The sequence below is a fragment of the Pedobacter chinensis genome, assembly GCF_003339865.1.
GTDB classification, from domain to species: Bacteria; Bacteroidota; Bacteroidia; order Sphingobacteriales; family Sphingobacteriaceae; genus Pedobacter; species Pedobacter chinensis.
Genome location: NZ_QPKV01000002.1, coordinates 594,342 through 610,665 on the forward strand (window position 1 = coordinate 594,342; position 16,324 = coordinate 610,665).

The window sequence follows — 16,324 nt, forward strand, 5'->3', positions numbered from 1 at the left end:
TTATGAACAGTTACAACATAAACAAAGGCATTGGCAGGACAGTGGAATTTAAAGGACTGAAAGCACAGTACCTCTTCATCTTTGCAGGTGGGCTACTCGGCACACTCATTTTCGTGATGATACTGTATATGGCTGGCGTAAACTCTTACATCTGCCTGTTCCTCGGAGCAGGCGGTGCTTCGCTCATTGTGTGGCAGACCTTTTCACTAAACAAAAAGTATGGCGAACACGGACTAATGAAAATTGGTGCGAATAAAAGGCATCCCCGCTACATCATCTGTCGCAAACCTGTACACCGCTATTTAAAATTCACTCCTAAATCGAATGCCCTATGAGAAACGTTGCAAAGACAACAACGCTGGAAAACAAATTTCCATTGCTGGCAGTAGAGAACAACTGCATCCTTTCCAAAGATGCGGACATTACCGCCTGCTTTGAAGTGCGTTTGCCGGAGCTGTTTACGGTAGCATCTGCGGAATATGAAGCCGTTCATTCCGCTTGGCACAAGGCAATCAAAACCTTGCCCGATTTTACGGTAATCCATAAGCAGGATTGGTACATCAAAGAAAACTACGCTCCCGATTTAGCACAGGAAGACCAAAGTTTCCTGTCTAAAAGCTATCAAAGTCATTTCAACGAGCGACCATTTCTGAACCACTATTGCTACCTGTTCCTGACCAAGACCACTAAGGAAAGAATGCGTATGCAAAGCAACTTCAGTTCGCTTTGCAAAGGAATGCTGATACCAAAAGAAATCAGGAACAAGGAAACGATACACCGCTTTATGGAGGCGGTTGCTCAATTTGAGCGTATCGTAAACGATAGTGGTTTTGTAACGCTTAGACGATTGACCGAAGATGACATTATCGGCACTGATGAAAAGCAGGGATTGTTAGAGCAATACCTTACGCTGTCAAGAGAAGCCGGAACCCCAATGCAGGACATCGCATTGGGGGCTGAAGAAGTCCGTATCGGAAATAAAAGGTTATCGCTGCATACCTTGTCCGATACGGACGATTTGCCTGGAACGGTATCGGCAGATACCCGTTTTGAAAAGCTATCTACCGACCGGAGCGATTGCCGTCTATCATTCGCCGCACCTGTGGGCTTGTTGTTAAGCTGCAACCACATCTACAATCAGTATTTGTTTTTAGATAACAGCGACGACAACCTGCAAAAGTTTGAGAAGTCTGCCCGCAATATGCACTCATTGGCTCGGTACAGTCGTGCGAACCAAATCAACAAAGAATGGATAGAAAAATACCTGAACGAAGCACATTCGTTCGGGCTGTCTTCCATAAGAGCACACTTCAACATTATGGCGTGGTCGGAAGATCCTGCGGAACTGAAACAGCTAAAGAATGATTGCGGTAGTGCGTTGGCGTTGATGGAGTGTAAGCCCAGACATAACACTACGGACGTAGCCACTTTGTATTGGGCTGGAATGCCGGGCAATGCCGGAGATTTTCCTTCCGAAGAAAGTTTTTACACGTTCATTGAACCGGCACTGTGCTTCTTCACGGAAGAAACCAACTACCACAATTCGCCCTCTCCGTTCGGTATCAAAATGGCGGACAGGCTTACGGGAAAGCCTATCCATTTGGATATATCAGACTTACCGATGAAACGTGGGATTATCACGAACCGGAACAAGTTCATTCTTGGTCCGTCAGGTTCGGGTAAGTCTTTTTTTACAAATCACATGGTTAGGCAATATTACGAACAGGGTGCACATGTACTTTTGGTAGATACCGGTAATTCCTATCAGGGCTTATGCGAGCTGATTAAAGGAAAAACCAAAGGCGAAGACGGGGTTTACTTCACGTACACCGAAGACAACCCGATTGCATTTAATCCCTTTTATACCGATGATGGCGTGTTTGATATCGAAAAACGTGAAAGTATCAAGACCTTGATACTGACACTGTGGAAGCGTGATGATGAACCGCCAACCCGTTCGGAAGAAGTTGCTCTTTCCAATGCGGTTTCCGGTTATATCGAGCGTATCAAACAGGAAGATATTTACCCGTCATTTAACGGTTTCTATGAGTATGTAAAAGGCGATTATCGTAAGGTACTCGAAGAAAAACAGGTAAGGGAAAAAGACTTTGATATTGCCAATTTCCTGAACGTACTCGAACCCTATTACAAAGGTGGCGAGTATGATTATCTGCTCAATTCAAATAAGCAATTAGACCTGCTTTCCAAACGCTTTATCGTGTTTGAAATTGATGCGATAAAAGACCACAAAATCCTCTTTCCCATAGTAACCATCATCATTATGGAAGTCTTTATCAACAAGATGCGGAGGCTGAAAGGTATTCGCAAACTCATTTTGATTGAAGAGGCCTGGAAAGCGATTGCCAAAGAAGGAATGGCAGAATACATTAAGTACCTCTTTAAGACTGTGAGGAAATTTTTCGGAGAAGCCATTGTGGTCACGCAGGAGGTGGACGACATTATCCAGTCGCCCATTGTAAAGGAAAGTATCATCAATAACTCCGACTGCAAAATCCTCTTAGACCAACGTAAGTATATGAACAAATTCGATGACATACAAGCGATGCTCGGATTGACGGACAAAGAGAAAGGTCAGGTACTTTCCATCAATATGAACAACGATGCGAGCCGACTGTACAAAGAGGTTTGGATTGGCTTAGGTGGTACACACTCGGCAGTATATGCCACCGAAGTTAGTTTGGAGGAATATCTTGCATACACCACCGAAGAAACCGAAAAAATGGAAGTGATGCAGCTCGCATCGGAACTCGACGGTAACGTCGAACTCGCCATCAAGCATATCGCTATGCAACGGCGTGAACAGGTAAATCAATAATTATTAACAATCAAAAATTTCAAGACAATGAAAAAAGTAATGTTACTGGTGTGTACGGCACTTATGCTTGCCGTAGCACCGTCCGCAAATGCCCAATGGGTTGTAACCGACCCTGCAAATCTGGCTTCAGGTATTCTCAACTCTGCGAACGAAATCGTACAGACTTCTTCCACCGTGAGCAATGTGGTCAAGAACTTCAACGAAGTGAAGAAAGTATATGAGCAAGGCAAAGAGTATTACGATAAGCTCAAAGCAATCAATAACCTTGTGAAAGATGCCCGTAAGGTTCAACAGACTGTTTTGCTGGTAGGTGATGTGTCCGAAATGTATGTGCAGAATTTCGGCAAGATGATGAACGACCCCAATTTTTCGCCACAGGAATTGGTAGCCATTGGTAACGGTTATTCGGCATTGCTGAATGAAAGTACCGAACTGCTGAAAGAACTCAAACAGATAATAACAGCATCAAGCCTTTCACTGAACGACAAAGAGCGTATGGATATTATTGACCGTGTGTACAAAGAAGTTAAGGACTACCACAGCCTTGTTCGCTACTACACCAATAAGAATATTTCTGTAAGCTACCTGAGAGCGAAAAAGAAAAACGATGCCCAAAGAGTGCTTGAACTCTATGGAACTGCTAACCAAAAATACTGGTAAAAATGGAATGGGATAATCTTCACGAACTCCTGCGTTCGCTTTACGACGATATGATGCCGCTTGCAGGCGATATGGCGGCAGTGGCTAAGGGGCTGGCGGGATTGGGAGCATTGTTCTATGTGGCATTAAAGGTTTGGCAGGCATTAAGCCGTGCCGAACCTATTGATATGTTCCCTTTGTTACGTCCGTTCGCTTTGGGGCTTTGCATTATGTTCTTTCCGACTATCGTCTTGGGAACCATCAATGCGGTTCTAAGCCCGGTGGTTATAGGGACTCACCAGATACTCGAAGACCAGGTGCTCGACCTGAACCAATTGCAGCAACAGAAAGACCAATTGGAATACGAGGCAATGGTCAGAAATCCCGAAACCGCCTATATGGTATCAGACGAAGAGTTTGATAAGAAACTGGACGAACTCGGTTGGTCGCCCTCCGACATTGGCACAATGGCAGGAATGTATATGGACAGGCAAGCCTACAAGATAGAAAAAGCCATAAAAGATTGGTTCCGCAATCTGCTGGAGATACTTTTTCAGGCGGCGGCTTTGGTTATTGATACAATACGAACATTTTTCCTGATAGTCCTCTCCATACTCGGACCAATAGCTTTTGCTATTTCCGTATGGGACGGGTTTCAGTCCACGCTCACGCAATGGCTGACCCGGTATGTAAGTGTTTACTTGTGGCTTCCCGTTTCGGATTTGTTCAGTTCTATGCTGGCAAGAATACAATCCCTCATATTGGAAAGGGATATAGCAATGCTGGCTGACCCTACCTATATACCTGATACGAGTAATACGGTGTACATCATTTTTATGATTATCGGCATCATTGGGTACTTCACTATACCGACCGTAACAGGGTGGGTAATCCAAGCCGGAGGTGCAGGGAACTTTACCCGCAACGTAAACCAAGCTGCAATGAAAACCGGAAATATTGCCGGAGCTGGTGCAGGCTCGGCGGCAGGTAATATCGGTGGGAAATTAATGGGAAAATAAAAACAATCAAATCATTTAAAAATGGAATTTAAAACGCTAAGAAATATAGAAAACAGCTTTAGGCAGATACGTTTGTATGCCATTGTGTTTGCCGTTCTCTGCATTGGCGTGGTAGGATATGCCGTATGGCAATCCTACCGCTTTGCAGACGAACAACGCCAGAAAATCTATGTACTGGATAATGGTAAATCACTGATGCTTGCCTTATCGCAGGATGCAAGTATCAACCGACCTGTGGAAGCAAGGGAACACGTCAGACGTTTTCACGAGCTTTTCTTTACGCTTGCTCCCGACAAAAATGCTATCGAAAGCAATATGCGCAGGGCATTCAACCTTGCCGATAAATCGGCTTTCGATTATTACAAAGACTTGTCGGAAAAGGGCTATTACAGCCGGATAATTTCGGGTAACGTGCAGCAGCGCATAGAAGTAGATAGTGTTGTCTGCAACTTCGACACCTATCCGTATGCGGTACGAACCTATGCCAAACAGTTCATTATCCGGTCGAGCAACGTAACCAGACGCAACCTGATTACTTCCTGCTATCTCGTAAACTCCGTTCGCTCCGACAACAATCCCCAGGGCTTTAACATCGAAAAATTTTCGGTGGTAGAAAACCGGGATATAGAAGTCATCGAACGCTAAAAAAATAAGTGATATGAAACAGTCACTTGATTTAGACACATTCGCAAAAACCCTGACCGATAAAGGGTACGATGGTTATTTCCAAACGGAGGCAGCCTATGCCGACAAAATCAAAGACAGCATCAGCAGGTTTTTGGAGGCTTGTAAAAACGGAATGGATAAACCGATGCTGCCCAACATCCTGATGCTGAAAACTTACCTGCAATGGAATGGTGACGATAAGCCAAAGGTTGAATGCAATATGTGGGTAAAGTATGAAGACGGTCTTTTCGATGTACAGAAAATGAATATTGAAAGAACAGACCGGTACGGGCAATTACTGAAGCAATCGAAATTGACAGACCTCTCAACAAGTTCGCTTCCGACAAGGAAAGAAGCCATTGCCCAGGTAAGCGAAAAGCCTAAAGAACAGCTTGCTCCCCGCAAAAGAGGGTTCAGAATGTAATAACCTCAAACAGTAATAGTATGAAAAAATTAAGGGAAAATATGGACAGGTATTTTGACAAGCTGGATGACCGTTGGCGGGCATTGCCCATAAGGAAACAGCACCAATATACGCTGTACTTTTTTGTGGGCTATCTGCTGCTTACCACAGGGGTTGTTCTCAAAGTATGGTATGATGCCGGAAAGTCCAATGATATAGTCATTGAACATATCGAAAACCCTGTCCTCAAAAAACGTGAAAGTCCGGCAGCCTTGCGGGACACAGTATCAACAATTTTAAAAAATCAGATTTATGAAAGAAAATGAGAACAAAAAGTCGGTTGTTCGGATAACAGAAGGTAGCCCGAACGAAACCGCCGATGTGCTGCAAGATGGCACACAGAACAAAGCCGAAAAACTCAAAAAGCCGCTCATATTTGGCTTGATGGGAATTGTCTTTGTAGGCTGTATGTACTTGATATTTAAACCCTCCGCAGACAAAAACGAAATCGAGAACATCGGGTTGAACGATGCCGTACCACAAGCTACAGGAGCAGGAATGCCTGCCGACAAAGGCAAGGCTTACGAGTTGGAAATGCTCGAACGCAAAGAGCAGGAAAAACGCAATGCACTTGCAACACTTTCGGACTATTGGAATACCGAAGACAAAGATGAACCCATAGATGAGCTTCCCGAAGAAGACGAAAGCAATAGCTATGTTGGTAGCAGAGGTTCGGGAAGAAACGGCAATCCTGCATTGAGCAGTTACCGCAATATGCAAAGCACCTTGGGTAATTTCTACCAGGACGACAATTCGGAAACAATTGAACTCCGCAGACAGTTGGACGAACTCAAAGAGCAATTAGCTGAACGGGATATACCTAAGCCTACAACCGTTGATGACCAGCTTGCCCTAATGGAAAAATCTTACCAGATGGCGGCAAAGTATCTTCCACAAGGTACTACGAACACAGCAGAAGCCACTCCTGCTAATAGTGGTACAGCTTCAGCAACTTCGGGAACTAATCAAAAAGAGCATTTTGTGGCGTTCACGCCTACAAGGAAAAACACCGTATCAGCCTTGTACCGTGAGCCAAGTGATAGTGCATTTTTAGCCGATTGGAGTGAAACCCGAAACAGAGGTTTTTATACCGCAGGTGCTGCCGAGCAAATGGTGCAACCGAAAAACAGTATCAAAGCCTGTGTACACGATGCACAAACGGTTGTCGGCGAAACGGGTGTAAGATTGCGATTATTGGAACCTGCAAAAACGCCAATCCGCACCATTCCGCAAGGAACGATTGTAACCGCCAATGCCAAATTTCAGGGCGGACGTTTGCAACTCAAAATTACCAATATCGAATTGGAGGGTAATATTATCCCCGTGGATATTACCATTTACGATTTGGACGGACAACCGGGACTATACGTGCCGTATTCTCCCGAAATGAATGCTCTTACCGAAATGGCAGGCAATATGAGCCAGACAGGAGGAACCAGTGTAATGCTCACGCAAAATGCCGGACAACAGGTCGCTGCTGATTTAAGCCGTGGCGTGGTGCAGGGTATTTCGGGCTATTTCGCCAAAAAGGTAAGAACACCCAAAGTTACCCTAAAGGCAGGTCATCAGGTCTTCCTCGTTTCTAAAAAATAATGTTGAACTCAAATAAATAAAACAATGAAACCTGTCCTGTACAACAGGACAAGCTTCATCACCATTAAAATTAAATATTATAGACGATGAAAAATCTTTTTAAAACCTTTTGGGCATTCGCCCTTACTATCGGCTTTGCCGTAAGCTCTTTTGCACAGGATAGTGTAAATGCAAAAACACCGCTTGCCCTGGGCAAGATAGAACCGTATCGTATGGAAGTTACTTACGATAAAACTTCGCACCTTATTTTCCCGACCGCCATTCGTTATGTGGATTTAGGAAGCGAATACCTGATTGCAGGTAAGGCAGAAGATGCGGAAAACGTATTGCGTGTAAAGGCAACCGTAAGGGATTTTGAGCCGGAAACGAACTTTTCTGTGATTACCAATGACGGACGTTTTTACAGCTTCAATGTGTATTACAGTTCTTACCCGGAAGCATTGAGCTATGACCTGCTGACTATGCAAAAGGCAGTAGATAAAGCCAATGGAAACGATGTGCTTTTCGAGGAATTGGGCAACAATTCGCCGTCATTGGCAGGCTTGTTATTGGAAACCATTTACAAGAAAGACAAAAGGATTGTAAAGCATATCGGGGCTAAGAGTTTTGGAATACACTTCATTCTGAAAGGCATCTACATCCACAACGGGAAATACTATTTTCATACGGAAGTCAAAAACAAGTCCAATGTACCATTTCAGATTGATTTTGTGAATTTCAAGTTAGTAGATAAGAAAGTAGCCAAACGTACCGTAGTGCAGGAACGACCATTGATACCATTAAGAACTTATAAGCCATTGGAGGACGGAATAAACGGAAAATCGACTGAACAAAATGTGTTTCTGCTTGACCAATTTACCATTGCCGATGACAAGGTATTGCTGATTGAGATTTTTGAGAAGAATGGCGGCAGACATCAAACGCTTCAGGTAGAAAATTCCGACTTAATCAAAGCTCGTTTGATTAACGATATGCACCTAAAATTTTAATAACCTTTTAAAGCAGATAATATGAAAAAGTATATCTATACCGTGATGCTCATCTTTATGGCCATCACGGTTACACAGGCACAAAGAATGTTGCCAAAGCAAAAAGGATTGGAAGTGAGTACAGGTATTTTGTCCGATGACAAAATCGGCAATGACTATTATATCAATATCGGTATGACCGTGAACGGTAAAAATGGCAATTATCAGATTTGGGCGTTGGAATACACGCACCAGTACCACGATTACAAAGACCTCCGCATCCCACAGGAAACCTATTCCGCAGAGGGCGGTTACAGCTTCTTTTTGTTGGGCGATGCCCGAAAAAATATCACGCTGAATTTTGGGATAACTGGTGTGGTCGGTTACGAAACCATCAACCGGGGCGAAGCAATGTTGTATGACGGAGCTCAGATACTGAGCGAGGATAATTTCATTTATGGTACAGGTGGTCGCCTGACTTTTGAAACGTATCTGTCCGACCGTTTTGTACTCGTCTTACAAGGGCGTACAAAAGTCCTTTGGGGTACAGACTTACAGCAGTTCCGACCATCGGCAGGTTTGGGATTAAGGTTTAACTTTTAAAACGTAAAAACGATGATAGCAATATTCAATAAATTCAGAACGGGATTACTGCCAATATACCTATTATTGGCAATCCTGACAGGCTCAATTTCGCTGGTATCTTGTAGCAAAGACGATGAACTCGAAATACAGAATGATTTTCCTTTTGAGGTAAAAGTGATGCCTGTACCTAAAGATGTTGCCAATGGGCAGACCGTTGAGATACGCATTACCATACAGCGAACAGGAAATTACAGCAACACGCAGTATTTCATCCGTTACTTCCAGTTTGACGGACAAGGCATATTGCAGTATTATGATGAACCGCCGTACCTGCCCAATGACCTTTACCAATTGCCCACAGAGCAGTTCAGGTTGTATTATACTTCCGCTTCTGCCGTATCGCAATCCTTTGAGGTTTGGATTTCCGACAGTTTCGGGAACGAAAAACAGATAAGTTTTCAGTTTAACAGTAGTGATTAAATTGGTTTGTATGTTTCAGAAAAAACGGCTTATCGAAAGGTAAATCGTTCTGATTTACAGCATATTGAACAGGGATAATTTTAAAGGTTCGTCAATATTTTTTAAATTTATCAACTGGAATACTAAAAGCATAGGTTATGGTCGCTTCATTGGTTATAGGTATAATATTTTTGGTTGCAGGCTTGGGGCTTCGTTACTGGATTAACCGTAGAAAGTTTTACAGGCGCAGCCCTATGGGAGCAGAGGGATTTTCCTCTTATGAAAGTTCTGTCTTTATTAAATTTGTCGAAAGGGTTGGCAAATGGATAGCTTATGCACTGATTATATTCGGATTGTTGTCATTGTGGGTGTATTCCCGTGAGAAAAAGGAAAAACAACAGCAGGAAGTGAATGCAGAACAACCTGCCCAACGCTGATACATATTCTTCTGACAAGATTTAAAACAAAATCGGGTAGCCCAAAAGGTTATCCGATTTTTCATTTAATGACAATAATAAACTGCCAAATACTGCCTTTCAAAGCCAACGGGTGCAACCTTTCCTAACCCTGCAAAAAGCCTTTATAAATTCGACTTCCACAGAAAAATTGAGCAGACTATGGAAGTTATCGCAGTACAGAAATCCGCATTAGACGGAATGAAGAATGATATAAAGGAGCTTTTGGAACTGACCGAAAAAGCCACTCGGAAATACACGCCCATTTTCAAGGAAGAGCAATGGCTCGATAACCAGGAAGTGTGCCTGATGATGAACATTACCAAACGGACTTTGCAGACCTACAAGGACAAAGGCTTGCTGCCTCATTCAAAACTGAACCGTAAGAACTATTATAAACTTTCGGATGTACAGGCTTTGCTCGAAGCCGGACAGCCGTACAATACTGTTGAAAATGGATTTATTCACGAATGACAATGACGAAATCATCGCCCATAAGGAAATGATTAGGCAGCTAAGAAACCGTATTGAAAGCATATTGAAAAACTACCGCCCTGTAATGAACGGAGAAATTTACTTGTCGGGCGAAGATGTCTGCAAGCTGCTCCATATCAGCAAGCGGACTTTACAGCAATACCGTGATGATAATATTCTGCCGTATATACAAATAGGCGGTAAAATTATTTATAAGGAAACGGATATTATGACCATACTGGAGCAAAATTATAGCAGCATTAAAGTATAGCTAAACGCTTCTTGGGTCGGGTTTAATGGGCATCATCGCACAGCGATGTACTTCTATGGCGGGACTATCGTAATCTACAACTGCTTTGCCTTCTATCAGATAAAGACCATTACCCCGCAATGGCGATTTTTGGAGGCTTTGCGGAAAATGTACCGTATCAATAAAATCGCCGTTCACATCAATGAATGTTCCGAATTTCATCAGACTTTTGTTTTTAGTCCGTACCGTTTTGGATGCAACCAAATGAGCAACTGTTCTCACAATCTGCCCACGATATGAAGCCAGTGTTTTTGCATTTGCATTACCCCGATAATCCGATTTGGCGAGGTCAAAAATACTGCCCGAAACGGGAAAGCCCATTAGCTCAATTTCATCATAAAGGTGCTCCAATTCATCGGTAACGAATACAGGCAATTGTGGTTTTTCGGTACTACTCTCGAACAACTGTCCGACCTGTGATTTGGTATTCCTGCTTTTATTCAAAAGCAAATGTGCTTCCCAAAGCAGTTCCTTTTTTCCTACTCCCAAAAAACGGAATGCTCCACAACGAATAAGGATAATTAGCTGTTCTAATCCTGCACCAGTACGCAGGTTGAAATTTTCCAGACTTAGGTAAGCTCCGTTGCGTTCCCGCTCTTCAGGGATAAGCTGAGCTAATCTATTTTCGAGGTTCAGCAGACAGTCAAATCCTAAATAGATATCGCTCCCGTCAATGGACGTATCAAAGGCACTTTTGTTTACACAAGGTAGGCAGATATTTCCACCTGCTTTTCTCGCTTCATTTATGTAAACCTCACGGGAATAAAAGCCACCGTAGTTATTAAGTACACTAACCATAAATTCCAATGGGTAGTAGGTTTTTAAGTATAAGCTCTGATAACTTTCTACTGCAAAAGATGCACTGTGCGCCTTGTTAAAGCTGTATCCTGCAAATGATTGCATTTGCCGCCAAACCTCTTTGGCTACCTCATCGGGATAACCTTTCTCACGGCAATTGCTGTGATATTTGTCTTCAATCTCTGCCAAATGATTAACGTTCCGGTATTTTCCACTCATCATACGCCTCAATACATCGGCTTCCGCTAAATCCAAACCTCCGAAATGATGCCCTATTTTCATCACATCTTCCTGATATACCATAATACCGTAAGTGTCCTCCAACTGCTCTTTAAAAGCAGGGTGGATATACTCAACCTTTTCGGGGTTCAGATGCCTTTCAATATACGCTTGCATCATTCCTGATGAAGCCACGCCCGGGCGAATGATAGAGCTTGCAGCGACCAATGTGAGGTAATTATCGCACCGTAATTTGCCTATCAGTTGTCGCATTGCCGGACTTTCGATATAAAAGCAACCGACAGTATTTGCCGAACGCAGTTGCTCCGCAATAACAGGGTCGGTAAAGAACCGTTTGGGGTTTGAGGTATCTACCGTTATATCTTTGTTGGCACGTATCAATTCCTTGCAATCTTTGATGTGTCCAATGCCTCTTTGGGAAAGAATATCAAACTTTTCAAAGCCAATATCTTCTGCCACATACATATCATACTGTACGGTAGGCAATCCTTTTGGTGGGTAGTCCAGTGCAGAATAATACGTGAGTGGCTTGTCAGAAATCAAAACGCCCGAAGCGTGTATCGTTCGCTGGTTCGGAAAGTCTGCCATCTGATTATACACAGACAATATTGTATTGGTTACTTCATTTTTATTGAGCATACTTTCCGGCTCGTTTACAAGACGGTCTATTTCACTTTTAGGCAGTCCATAAACCTTCCCCAATTCACGGATAATGGAACGGTCACTGAATGTTCCCATTGCACCCATTAGTGCGGTATGTTCACTCTGATATCGCCTGAAAATGTAATCGTACATTTCGTCACGGTCACGCCACGAAAAGTCAATATCAAAGTCTGGTGGGCTTTTACGCTTGGGGTTCAGGAAACGTTCAAAATACAGGTTCAGTTCAATGGGGCATACATCCGTAATACCTAAACAGTAGGCTACAATACTATTTGCCCCGCTGCCTCTGCCAACATAGTGAAAATTTCGGCTTCTCGCATATCGACATATATCGTCTGTAATGAGAAAATAGCTGGAAAAATTGAGGTTGTCAATTATATCCAACTCCTTTAATACACGCTCTTTCGCCTGTTTGTCATTTGCACCATATCTTTTGGCAAAACCGTTAATAGCGTATTTGTATAAGAGTTGCTTGTCATCAAATCGGTTTCCCGTAAAGGTCTTACGGTTTTTTGTGCTTTTAAAATCAAAACTAAAACTGCATTCAGCCAGTAAACGGTTGGTGTTTTCTATCAATATAGGTACTGGATTGTACGCTTTAATAAGTGCTGCCTTGCTTATGAAAATTTCACTTTCCTGTGCGATTTGCTCCTGCGACAATTGGGAAATAAGAATATTGTTATCAATAGCCCTCAATTGCTTGTGGAGTTGAAAATCGGCTTGCAGGAATGAAATAGGTTGTAATACTACATAACGTTCCCAATGCTTTTTGGGAGCAACAATAAATTTATTGATTTCCTGTGGACGGATGCCGATGTATTCATTATCCTTTAGTGCCTGTTCCTTAATCGAGCCAAAGGGATAAACCACAAATGCGTTTTTAAATTCGGGTGCTACGGTTGGTAAGTCTGATTTGTTACGGTTGGCAAAGGTCATTAAATCGTTCAGTTCCTTAAAGCCCTCTTCGTTTTTAGCAATTCCAACGTATAAGAACTGATTGCCGTTCCTGAAATCCATTCCTGCCAATCCATTTATCCCTGCTTCACGGCATTGTTTGATAAAATCCAATGTTGCCGAAGAATTATTAATGTCCGTCAATACTGCCGTATCATAACCATATGTACGAAGGTTCTCAATGAGCGTTGCAAGGCTCATTGTACCGTACCTCAAACTAAAATAGCTGTGCAGATTAACTAACATAACAAAATTGAATTTTAAAGTGCAAAACCACGCATTACCGATTGATGCCCGTACCGTATTCTGATATTGTCCATTGCTCGGGAAAGGTTTATGTCTTCAAGCGTATCATCAAATAAATCTGCCTGATACGAGCCTGTTATCAGATTGCTGAATTTGACCCCAATCAGGCGTATGAGCATACGACGGCTATATAACTTTTTAAAAAGCTGAAGTACCTTTTCGGAAATTACCCGCTCTGATGCAGTAAATGCAATTTTGGCTTGTGTAGTATGGGTATCGAAATTGCTATAACGGATTTTTATCGTAATGCAGGAAGTCAATTTGCCATCTTTCCGAAGGTCAAAAGCGAGTTCATCTACCATTGAAAGCATTATTCTTCTCAATAGTTCCATATCAATAGTGTCTTGCTCAAAAGTGTGTTCCTTGCTCATACTTTTTTGCTGATGAAATGGCAATACCTCACTGTTGTCTATACCATTGGCTTTGTTCCAAATGCTGATACCATTTTCGCCTAATACCTGCTTCATTGTAAATACGTTCATCTGTTGCAAGGTGTAAATATGGGATATACCCATATTACGGAGTAAAGGATAGGTCTTTTCGCCGATGCCTGGTATTTTACGAATGGAAAGCGGTGCTAAAAAAGGCTTTTCTGTTCCGCCATCTACTTTGCGCTCTCCGCAGGGTTTGGCTTCTCCGGTAGCAATTTTGCTCACGGTCTTATTTGCTGATAAACCAAACGATATGGGTAACCCTGTTTCTTTGATGATACGCTGCCTAAGTTCCTGTGTCAGCTTCCACGTACCAAAAAACTTATCCATTCCGCTCATATCCAAATAGTGTTCATCAATAGATGCTTTTTCCACTACCGGGATTTTTTCTTCGATGATTTCTGTAACGATATTGGAGTATTTGCTGTATAGGTCGTGGTCGCCCCGCACCAATATAGCTTCGGGGCAAAGCTGTCTCGCCAGTCGCATCGGCATAGCAGAATGCACACCGAATTTACGTGCTTCGTAACTGCACGAAGCTACAACACCACGGTCGGAACTGCCTCCAATCAATACAGGTTTTCCAGTAAGGTTGCTGTTTAAAAGGCGTTCAACAGAAACAAAAAAGGTATCTAAATCGCAATGTACAATGGTACGTTCCATAACTCACAAAATCTTAATTGTCAAAATTACTAAGATTTGTAGCAAAATATTTTATCTTTGTTGCTACAAATCTTCGCAATGTTGTTGCTATCTGAAAATATAAGGTATTTACGTGGTCAGCTTGGTTACTCTCAACAACGGGTAGCTGATGACCTTATTATAACCCGTGGTCGTTATGGGAAGTATGAAGACAACGTAGCAGAACCACCAATTGAAATTCTATTAAAGATTTCAAGATATTACAATGTCAGTATAGATTTATTGGTCTCCGTGGATTTAAAAAAATACCCCTTAAAAGATATTTTGGAATTGCCAGACAACCGAATTTTATTGCCTGTAAAGGTTGATAATAGAGGGGAAAACAAAATTGAAATTATACCGCATAAAGCCTCAATGGGCTACCTGAACGGATATGCAGACCCCGAATATATCGAAAGCCTACAAACCATTTCTTTGCCTTTCCTGACATTTGGAAAGTACAGAGCTTTTCCTGCCGATGGAGGTTCTATGCCTCCCCATCAGGATAGTTCGTATATTATCGGAAAGTATCTGGAGCAACTGACTGATTTAAAAGTAGGGAAAACCTATGTTTTTATAACTCGAAGTGAAGGGATTACCTATAAACGACTATCAGGTGTTTTTGATGAAGCGTTGGAGGTGTGTCCCGACAATTCTTGTTTTAAACCTTACAATATTCCGCTTTGGGATATATTTGAAATATGGGAATATGCTTGCAGTATTGCAACAAAGGAATTTTCTAAAGATGATTTGCAGTTGGATAGTGTCGCCATTATGCGAATGTTACGGGAATTAAAAAATGAAGTGAAAGAATTGAAGGAGAAAACTAGATAAAGCTATTTCTCATAGGCTTTGGTAATTATTAACCAAATATATGTTGCTGAACTTTTATAGCTTCACTATATTTGTATTTGAAAATATAGAAAATACTTAAAGTGTTTTTGCTTTAGGTCTTGGTACTAAAAACTGGTAATTTTTGTAACCCCGAGGCAATAAGTAAGAACGCTCACGTTATGGCGTGGGCGCTCGCTTATTCGGGGTTTGGGCGTACCAGTGCCTTAGTATCGGTAAGTGTGGTTGCCTACGCCTCTTTTTTTGTGCAGGGTTCCACTTACTAAACATTAAAAATTGGTATTATGAACACTGTAAACAACCCCGAACAAACCAACATTGCCTTTATCAATGATAAAAGCCCGATTTTGGATTTGACCAGCAACGACCTCGTTGCTTCAGGAATTAATGTATTGTTCCGTTCAGAAAGCATTGAGGACGGACTATCGCAATTATCCGCTTTAAAAACACTTCCTAAAGCCTGTATTATTGACCTTGATTTTCACGACAAGAATGTGCTGGCACAGCTTCGGGAATTAAAGTCGAAATATCCAAATATCAAACTGATTGCCCATAGTGATATTGATACAGATGAAACGGTAAAAAGTCTTTTGGGAATTGGTTTTGAAAATTATCTGCTTATCGGTAGCGATGCGGACGATTTTAAAACAGCAATTGAGGGAGTTATCAATGACAAAAGATATTTTAGTGTGGGAGTATCGAAAATTGCCCACGAATATTTTGACAATAAATAATCATCCAGCTTCAATAGTATAAAAATATCTGTTCTAATCAGGCGGCGTTCTTTTGCTTCTTTTCTTTGGTCGCTTATGTGGAAAGAAAAGAAGTCGTCTAAAACAACGAAAGGGATACCGAATATCCCACGCAAATAATGTCGCAACCTGTTTGATAAAATGTGAAGTGAGGACGGTGCGATGCAATACATTTTGGCA

Annotated in this window: 18 protein-coding genes; 16 read left to right on the forward strand and 2 right to left on the reverse strand. The window is 42.1% G+C overall.

The window, feature by feature from the left end:
- Positions 1 to 2 precede the first annotated feature (2 nt).
- The 14 genes from DU508_RS03795 to DU508_RS03860 all read left to right on the forward strand — a co-directional run bounded on the left by DU508_RS03795 (position 3) and on the right by DU508_RS03860 (position 10,428).
- On the forward strand, positions 3 to 335 hold the full coding sequence (locus DU508_RS03795; RefSeq protein WP_115401490.1) for a DUF4133 domain-containing protein: 333 nt from the start codon (positions 3 to 5) through the stop codon (positions 333 to 335).
- A complete protein-coding gene (locus tag DU508_RS03800) occupies positions 332 to 2,836 on the forward strand; it encodes a TraG family conjugative transposon ATPase (protein WP_115401491.1) in 2,505 nt (834 codons plus the stop codon). The genes DU508_RS03795 and DU508_RS03800 overlap by 4 nt, the downstream gene beginning before the upstream one ends.
- A gap of 27 nt (positions 2,837 to 2,863) precedes the next feature.
- Positions 2,864 to 3,496 carry a DUF4141 domain-containing protein gene (locus DU508_RS03805; protein ID WP_115401492.1) on the forward strand — a complete coding sequence of 211 codons (633 nt, stop codon included), beginning with the start codon at positions 2,864 to 2,866 and terminating at the stop codon, positions 3,494 to 3,496.
- A 2-nt stretch (positions 3,497 to 3,498) separates the two neighbouring features.
- A complete protein-coding gene (traJ, locus tag DU508_RS03810; RefSeq protein ID WP_115401493.1) occupies positions 3,499 to 4,494 on the forward strand; it encodes a conjugative transposon protein TraJ in 996 nt (331 codons plus the stop codon).
- Positions 4,495 to 4,515: 21 nt separating this feature from the next.
- On the forward strand, positions 4,516 to 5,139 hold the full coding sequence (gene traK / locus DU508_RS03815) for a conjugative transposon protein TraK (RefSeq protein ID WP_115401494.1): 624 nt from the start codon (positions 4,516 to 4,518) through the stop codon (positions 5,137 to 5,139).
- 13 nt (positions 5,140 to 5,152) lie between these two features.
- A complete protein-coding gene (locus tag DU508_RS03820; RefSeq protein WP_115401495.1) occupies positions 5,153 to 5,584 on the forward strand; it encodes a hypothetical protein in 432 nt (143 codons plus the stop codon).
- A gap of 20 nt (positions 5,585 to 5,604) precedes the next feature.
- Positions 5,605 to 5,889, forward strand: coding sequence for a nitrogen regulatory IIA protein (locus DU508_RS03825; RefSeq protein WP_115401496.1), 285 nt, complete (start codon positions 5,605 to 5,607; stop codon positions 5,887 to 5,889).
- Positions 5,876 to 7,216, forward strand: coding sequence for a conjugative transposon protein TraM (gene traM / locus DU508_RS03830; protein WP_115401497.1), 1,341 nt, complete (start codon positions 5,876 to 5,878; stop codon positions 7,214 to 7,216). Before DU508_RS03825 ends, traM begins: the two co-directional genes overlap by 14 nt.
- Before the next feature lie 86 nt (positions 7,217 to 7,302).
- Positions 7,303 to 8,205, forward strand: coding sequence for a conjugative transposon protein TraN (gene traN, locus DU508_RS03835; protein ID WP_115401498.1), 903 nt, complete (start codon positions 7,303 to 7,305; stop codon positions 8,203 to 8,205).
- Positions 8,206 to 8,226: 21 nt separating this feature from the next.
- Positions 8,227 to 8,787: a conjugal transfer protein TraO gene (locus DU508_RS03840; RefSeq protein ID WP_115401499.1), complete on the forward strand. Its 561-nt coding sequence runs from the start codon at positions 8,227 to 8,229 to the stop codon at positions 8,785 to 8,787.
- A 12-nt stretch (positions 8,788 to 8,799) separates the two neighbouring features.
- A complete protein-coding gene (locus tag DU508_RS03845; RefSeq protein WP_115401500.1) occupies positions 8,800 to 9,249 on the forward strand; it encodes a DUF3872 domain-containing protein in 450 nt (149 codons plus the stop codon).
- A gap of 137 nt (positions 9,250 to 9,386) precedes the next feature.
- Positions 9,387 to 9,665 carry a molybdenum ABC transporter permease gene (locus tag DU508_RS03850; protein ID WP_115401501.1) on the forward strand — a complete coding sequence of 93 codons (279 nt, stop codon included), beginning with the start codon at positions 9,387 to 9,389 and terminating at the stop codon, positions 9,663 to 9,665.
- Positions 9,666 to 9,845: 180 nt separating this feature from the next.
- Positions 9,846 to 10,157: a helix-turn-helix domain-containing protein gene (locus DU508_RS03855; RefSeq protein ID WP_115401502.1), complete on the forward strand. Its 312-nt coding sequence runs from the start codon at positions 9,846 to 9,848 to the stop codon at positions 10,155 to 10,157.
- Positions 10,138 to 10,428, forward strand: a complete 291-nt coding sequence (locus DU508_RS03860; protein WP_115401503.1) for a helix-turn-helix domain-containing protein — start codon at positions 10,138 to 10,140, stop codon at positions 10,426 to 10,428. Before DU508_RS03855 ends, DU508_RS03860 begins: the two co-directional genes overlap by 20 nt.
- Here DU508_RS03860 and DU508_RS03865 read toward each other — a convergent pair whose 3' ends face one another.
- Together DU508_RS03865 and dinB are read right to left on the reverse strand one after the other, a co-directional pair.
- Positions 10,429 to 13,368, reverse strand: a complete 2,940-nt coding sequence (locus DU508_RS03865; RefSeq protein ID WP_115401504.1) for a DNA polymerase III subunit alpha — start codon at positions 13,366 to 13,368, stop codon at positions 10,429 to 10,431. It abuts the gene before it with no gap.
- 14 nt (positions 13,369 to 13,382) lie between these two features.
- Entirely contained in the window at positions 13,383 to 14,522 is a 1,140-nt protein-coding gene (dinB, locus tag DU508_RS03870) for a DNA polymerase IV (protein ID WP_115401505.1), read from the reverse strand.
- Positions 14,523 to 14,600: 78 nt separating this feature from the next.
- Between dinB and DU508_RS03875 the strand changes: the two genes are divergently transcribed.
- Together DU508_RS03875 and DU508_RS03880 are read left to right on the forward strand one after the other, a co-directional pair.
- Positions 14,601 to 15,374: an XRE family transcriptional regulator gene (locus tag DU508_RS03875; RefSeq protein ID WP_115401506.1), complete on the forward strand. Its 774-nt coding sequence runs from the start codon at positions 14,601 to 14,603 to the stop codon at positions 15,372 to 15,374.
- A gap of 302 nt (positions 15,375 to 15,676) precedes the next feature.
- Positions 15,677 to 16,126 carry a DNA-binding transcriptional response regulator gene (locus tag DU508_RS03880; protein ID WP_115401507.1) on the forward strand — a complete coding sequence of 150 codons (450 nt, stop codon included), beginning with the start codon at positions 15,677 to 15,679 and terminating at the stop codon, positions 16,124 to 16,126.
- Positions 16,127 to 16,324 lie beyond the last annotated feature (198 nt).

What these genes read in the sequence shown, in the direction of transcription:
- DU508_RS03875 (WP_115401506.1), top strand. Translation starts at nt 14,601, where the DNA reads ATGTTGTTGCTATCTGAAAATATAAGGTATTTACGTGGTCAGCTTGGT.
- DU508_RS03805 (WP_115401492.1), top strand. Translation starts at nt 2,864, where the DNA reads ATGAAAAAAGTAATGTTACTGGTGTGTACGGCACTTATGCTTGCCGTA.
- DU508_RS03845 (WP_115401500.1), top strand. Translation starts at nt 8,800, where the DNA reads ATGATAGCAATATTCAATAAATTCAGAACGGGATTACTGCCAATATAC.
- DU508_RS03860 (WP_115401503.1), top strand. Translation starts at nt 10,138, where the DNA reads ATGGATTTATTCACGAATGACAATGACGAAATCATCGCCCATAAGGAA.
- dinB (WP_115401505.1), bottom strand. Translation starts at nt 14,522, where the DNA reads ATGGAACGTACCATTGTACATTGCGATTTAGATACCTTTTTTGTTTCT.
- DU508_RS03880 (WP_115401507.1), top strand. Translation starts at nt 15,677, where the DNA reads ATGAACACTGTAAACAACCCCGAACAAACCAACATTGCCTTTATCAAT.
- traM (WP_115401497.1), top strand. Translation starts at nt 5,876, where the DNA reads ATGAAAGAAAATGAGAACAAAAAGTCGGTTGTTCGGATAACAGAAGGT.
- traJ (WP_115401493.1), top strand. Translation starts at nt 3,499, where the DNA reads ATGGAATGGGATAATCTTCACGAACTCCTGCGTTCGCTTTACGACGAT.
- DU508_RS03795 (WP_115401490.1), top strand. Translation starts at nt 3, where the DNA reads ATGAACAGTTACAACATAAACAAAGGCATTGGCAGGACAGTGGAATTT.
- DU508_RS03840 (WP_115401499.1), top strand. Translation starts at nt 8,227, where the DNA reads ATGAAAAAGTATATCTATACCGTGATGCTCATCTTTATGGCCATCACG.
- DU508_RS03800 (WP_115401491.1), top strand. Translation starts at nt 332, where the DNA reads ATGAGAAACGTTGCAAAGACAACAACGCTGGAAAACAAATTTCCATTG.
- traN (WP_115401498.1), top strand. Translation starts at nt 7,303, where the DNA reads ATGAAAAATCTTTTTAAAACCTTTTGGGCATTCGCCCTTACTATCGGC.
- DU508_RS03850 (WP_115401501.1), top strand. Translation starts at nt 9,387, where the DNA reads ATGGTCGCTTCATTGGTTATAGGTATAATATTTTTGGTTGCAGGCTTG.
- DU508_RS03865 (WP_115401504.1), bottom strand. Translation starts at nt 13,368, where the DNA reads ATGTTAGTTAATCTGCACAGCTATTTTAGTTTGAGGTACGGTACAATG.
- DU508_RS03820 (WP_115401495.1), top strand. Translation starts at nt 5,153, where the DNA reads ATGAAACAGTCACTTGATTTAGACACATTCGCAAAAACCCTGACCGAT.
- DU508_RS03855 (WP_115401502.1), top strand. Translation starts at nt 9,846, where the DNA reads ATGGAAGTTATCGCAGTACAGAAATCCGCATTAGACGGAATGAAGAAT.
- traK (WP_115401494.1), top strand. Translation starts at nt 4,516, where the DNA reads ATGGAATTTAAAACGCTAAGAAATATAGAAAACAGCTTTAGGCAGATA.
- DU508_RS03825 (WP_115401496.1), top strand. Translation starts at nt 5,605, where the DNA reads ATGAAAAAATTAAGGGAAAATATGGACAGGTATTTTGACAAGCTGGAT.